General features: G+C 60.0%; 1 pseudogene. It reads left to right on the top strand.

What is annotated here, in order from left to right:
• Nucleotides 1–25: 25 nt before the first annotated feature.
• Nucleotides 26–1,123 (top strand): annotated as a pseudogene (gene odhB / locus ACIONG_RS30310) (2-oxoglutarate dehydrogenase complex dihydrolipoyllysine-residue succinyltransferase); the annotation flags it as partial.
• Nucleotides 1,124–1,194 lie beyond the last annotated feature (71 nt).

Below are 1,194 nucleotides of genomic sequence, written 5' to 3'. Positions count from 1 at the left end.
AACCGAATTTAAGGAACCACAGATAATGGCTATCGAGATCAAAGCCCCCACTTTCCCGGAATCGGTTGCCGATGGCACCGTTGCCACCTGGCACAAAAAACCGGGCGACGCTGTCAAGCGCGACGATCTGATCGTAGACATCGAAACTGACAAAGTCGTACTGGAAGTTCTGGCAACTGCCGACGGCGTGCTGGGCGCAATCGTCAAGAACGAAGGCGACACCGTTCTGTCCGACGAAGTCCTGGGCTCCATCGAAGCGGGCGGCGCTGCTGCCGCTGCTCCAGCCGCCGCTGCTGCTCCGGCCGCTGCTGCCGCTGCACCGGCTGCTGCCGAAGGCGAAGACGATCCTGTTGCTGCACCGGCTGCGCGCAAGCTGGCTGAAGAAAACGGCATCAACATCGCTTCCGTTGCCGGCACCGGCAAAGGCGGTCGTGTTACCAAGGAAGACGTGGTTGCAGCTGTTGCTGCCAAGAAAGCCGCTCCGGCTGCCGCGCCTGCCAAGGCTGCTGCTCCTTCGGCTGCCGCTCCTGTGTTCGCCGCTGGCGACCGCATCGAGAAGCGCGTACCGATGACCCGCGTTCGTGCCACCGTGGCCAAGCGTCTGGTTGAAGCTCAGTCGAACATGGCGATGCTGACCACTTTCAACGAAGTCGACATGACCGAAGTCATGGCTCTGCGTTCGAAGTACAAGGACCTGTTCGAGAAGTCCCACAACGGCGTACGCCTGGGCTTCATGTCGTTCTTCGTGAAAGCAGCTACCGAAGCGCTGAAACGCTTCCCGGCTGTCAACGCGTCGATCGACGGCGGCGACATCGTTTACCACGGCTACGCGGACATCGGCGTTGCCGTTTCCAGCGACCGTGGCCTGGTGGTACCGGTTCTGCGTAACGCCGAGCTGATGAGCCTGGCTGAAATCGAAGGCGGCATCGCCACTTTCGGCAAGAAAGCCCGTGACGGCAAACTGTCGATGGACGAGATGACCGGTGGTACCTTCACCATCACTAACGGTGGTACCTTCGGTTCGATGATGTCGACCCCGATCGTCAACCCGCCGCAGGCAGCGATTCTGGGCATGCACAACATCATCCAGCGTCCTATGGCCATCAACGGTCAGGTCGTGGTGCGGGCCCTAAATTAACAGGGCCAGTCATACCAACAACCGCCGTAGCGATGGGCATAAACAGGTATCATAGA

The organism is Pseudomonas sp. NPDC087817 (genome assembly GCF_044742875.1).
Lineage (GTDB): Bacteria > Pseudomonadota > Gammaproteobacteria > Pseudomonadales > Pseudomonadaceae > Aquipseudomonas.
This window is presented reverse-complemented; position numbering and strand designations above follow the sequence as displayed.